This is a genomic window from Leucobacter sp. M11, assembly GCF_035726885.1.
Taxonomy (GTDB): Bacteria; Actinomycetota; Actinomycetes; order Actinomycetales; family Microbacteriaceae; genus JAPFRB01.
In genome coordinates this window covers 62,655-65,945 of sequence record NZ_JAPFRB010000008.1, presented here as the reverse complement: position 1 = coordinate 65,945, position 3,291 = coordinate 62,655, and the positions used below count along the sequence as shown (strand labels likewise).

Annotated in this window: 3 protein-coding genes; 2 read left to right on the top strand and 1 reads right to left on the bottom strand. The window is 64.8% G+C overall.

The genetic code is table 11. From position 1 onward, the window contains the following. The coding region (locus OOT08_RS18750) for a DedA family protein (RefSeq protein WP_325094420.1) at positions 1-714 on the bottom strand (714 nt) is incomplete at its 3' end. A 324-nt stretch (positions 715-1,038) separates the two neighbouring features. Between OOT08_RS18750 and OOT08_RS18745 the strand changes: the two genes are divergently transcribed. Both OOT08_RS18745 and cydB read left to right on the top strand, forming a co-directional pair. Continuing rightward, positions 1,039-2,493: a cytochrome ubiquinol oxidase subunit I gene (locus OOT08_RS18745; protein ID WP_325094419.1), complete on the top strand. Its 1,455-nt coding sequence runs from the start codon at positions 1,039-1,041 to the stop codon at positions 2,491-2,493. A gap of 11 nt (positions 2,494-2,504) precedes the next feature. Beyond that, positions 2,505-3,291, top strand: a 787-nt coding sequence (gene cydB, locus OOT08_RS18740) for a cytochrome d ubiquinol oxidase subunit II (RefSeq protein ID WP_325094418.1), incomplete at its 3' end; no start/stop codon positions are given.

Here is a 3,291-nt window from a genome sequence, read left to right as displayed (position 1 = left end):
GCTTGCCCCCAGGGGCCCCCGGTCGCCCGCCGCCGCCTCGGCCGCGAGCTCGGCGTTCCGGCCGAACTCCTGCTCGGTTTCGCTCATGTGTCGCCGCTCCAGGCGCAGCACAAGCTTCTTGCCGAGCCAGACCAGGGCGAGCACGACGATGCCCGCGGCGACCACGACGTAGCCCGCCCAGGACACCTTGCGGGACAGCTCCTCGAAGCTGAGGGCCGCCGAGTAGCCGATCGTCACGACCGTGAACGCCCAGATGAGGCAGGCCGGGATCGTCCAGGCGAGAAACTTGCGGTAGCGCATCCCGCTCATCGCGGCCGTGATCGGCACGAGGGAGTGCAGCACCGGCAGGAAGCGGGACAGGAACACGGCCGGGCCGCCGCGGCGGCCGAGGTAGCGCTCCGCGAGGCTCCAGTTGCGCTCGCCGAGCTTCGTGCCGAGCCGGGAGTGCCGGAGGCGCGGCCCGAAGGTCTTGCCGATGAAGAAGCCGAAGGACTCGCCGCCGAGGGCGCCGAGCACGAGGGCGGCGACGAGCCAGAAGTACTCCGGCATCGAGGACACGCCGACGCTGGACAGCAGCGCGATCGAGTCCCCGGGCACGATGAGGCCGATGAGAACGGAAGTTTCGAGGAACATGCCGAAGCCCGCGACGAGGGTGCGAAGCAGCGGGTCCAGGTCACGGATGATTCCCAGCAGGGTCTCCAGGAACTCGTTCACGACGCCGCCTCACGATAGTGCATAGTGCCATCGTAGAGAACCGGGTTGAGGGTTTTCTGGCAGACGGGCCGAAGTGCGGAATCGGTTGTCTCGACGTCAAGATACTTCGAAATTGCGTGAGGCCTCGGCGCGTCATTGCGGGTTCCGTCAGTATCTTGCCGAAAAAATGCGTTTTGAAGTCGCCGTTTTCGGCGACTTCGCTGTAGGCTGATTGCGCCGGGAAGCATTCTCGGTAGATCCGCAGGAATAACCATCCTGTTCCAGGAGCTCACTAAGGGAGTGCGTCCCTTATTTGGGGGCGTCTTCCATCCTTTGGAGTATGACGTGAACGAATTCTTGGATGCGTTGACGCTGGCCCGATGGCAATTCGGGCTCACGACGCTGTACCACTTCCTGTTCGTGCCGCTCACGATTGGGATGAGCCTGCTTGTGGCCATCCTCCAGACGTGCTGGGTGAAAACGGGCAACGTCAAGTATCTGCGCTTGACCAAGCTGTTCGGCAAGATCTTCCTCATCAACTTCGCCATGGGCGTCGTGACGGGCATCGTGCAAGAGTTCCAGTTCGGCATGAACTGGTCGAACTACTCGCGCTTCGTCGGGGACATCTTTGGCGCACCGCTTGCTATGGAGGGCCTCATCGCCTTCTTCCTTGAGGCCACCTTCATCGGCCTGTGGATCTTCGGCTGGGACAAGCTGCCAAAGGCCGCCCACCTGGCCACGATCTGGCTGACCTCCATCGCCTCGATCATCTCGGCCTACTTCATCCTCGCCGCCAACGCCTTCATGCAGAACCCCGTTGGCTTCGAGATCAACGAGGAGCGGGGTCGAGCCGAGCTCACCGACATCGGGGCCGTGCTCACGAACCCCGTGGCGCTCACCCAGTTCCCGCACACCATCTTCGCGGCGCTCATGTTCGCCGCCGCCGTGATGGTCGCCACCGCCGCCTGGCACCTGAAGCGCAAGCAGTACGTCACCGAGATGCGCACCGCGCTCCGCTTCGGGCTCTGGGCCAACATCCTCGGCTTCCTCGGCGTTGGCCTCACCGGTCACTCGCTCGGGCTCGTCATGACCGAGACCCAGCCCATGAAGATGGCGGCCGCGGAGGCGCACTACAACACCTCCTCGGGATACGACGCCTCCTTCTCGCTGTTCAGCCTCGGCACGCCCGACGGCCTGCACGAGATCTTCTCGGTGCGGGTGCCCTATCTGCTCTCCTTCCTCTCCACGGGGACCTTCGACGGCGAGGTGGAGGGCATCAACGACCTCCAGGCCGCCTACACGGAGATGTACTGTGGGGACGCCGCCAGCACGCTGAGCTGCCCGAGCGACGGGATGTTCACCCCGATCGTGTGGGTCACCTACTGGTCCTTCCGCTGGATGATCGGCCTCGGCCTGCTCTCCACGCTGATCGCCGTGGTCGGTCTGCTCGTGACCCGCAAGAAGGTCGACCTCGACCGGCTGCCCAACTGGGTCTGGGGCGTCGCGATCTGGTCCGCCCCGCTCGGCCTCATGGCCTCGCTCGTCGGCTGGGTCTTCACCGAGATGGGCCGACAACCCTGGATTGTGTTCGGGGTGATGACCACCGAATCGGCGGTGTCGCCAGGGGTGCCCGGCTGGGCCGTCCTGGTGTCGCTGATCGTGTTCACCCTCGTCTACGGCGGCCTCGCGGTGGTCGAGTTCAAGCTCATCACCAAGGCCGCCAAGGCCGGACCGCCCGAGATTGAGGAGCCCAAGCAGGGCGAAGACCTCGATCACGACCAACTCGCGGTTGTCTACTAGGAGGCGCGGACATGGATCTGACAATTCTTTGGTTCTTCATCGTCGGGGTCTTCCTGATCGGGTACTTCGTGCTCGACGGCTTCGACTTCGGCGTCGGCATGGCCATGCCCTTCATCTCGAAGGACGACACCGACCGCCGCGTCGTGATCAACACGATCGGCCCGGTCTGGGACATGAACGAGACCTGGCTGATCGTGGCGGGCGCCTGCCTGTTCGCGGCCTTCCCCGAGTGGTACGCCACGATGTTCAGCGGCTTCTACCTGGCGCTGCTGCTCATCCTCGTCGCGCTCATCCTGCGCGGGGTGTCCTTCGAGTACCGCCACCAGGGCAAGGGCCGCGACTGGACGAAGTGGTTTGACCGCTTCATCATCGTGGGTTCCTTCCTGCCGCCCTTCCTCTGGGGCGTCGCCTTCTCGAACCTCGTCCGCGGGGTGCCCATGGAGACGATGGACAACGGCGGCTGGCTCTACACGGGCACCCTGCTCGACCTGCTGAACCCGTACGGGATCCTCGGCGGCCTCACCCTGATGCTGCTGTGCTTCGTGCACGGGACCGTGTTCATCGCGCTCAAGACCGAGGGCTCGATCCGGGAGCGCGCGCGCTCGCTCGCGACCAAGGTCGGCTCGGTGACGATTATCGTTGGCGCGGTGTTCCTCGTCTGGACGATCATGCTGCACGTGTCGAACCCGATGCTGCCGTTCATCATCCTGTTCGCGGCGCTGACCGCGGTCGTGCTGATCGGCGCGTGGCTCGCGAACCTCAAGGGCCGCGAGGGCTGGGCCTTCGTGGGGAACCTGC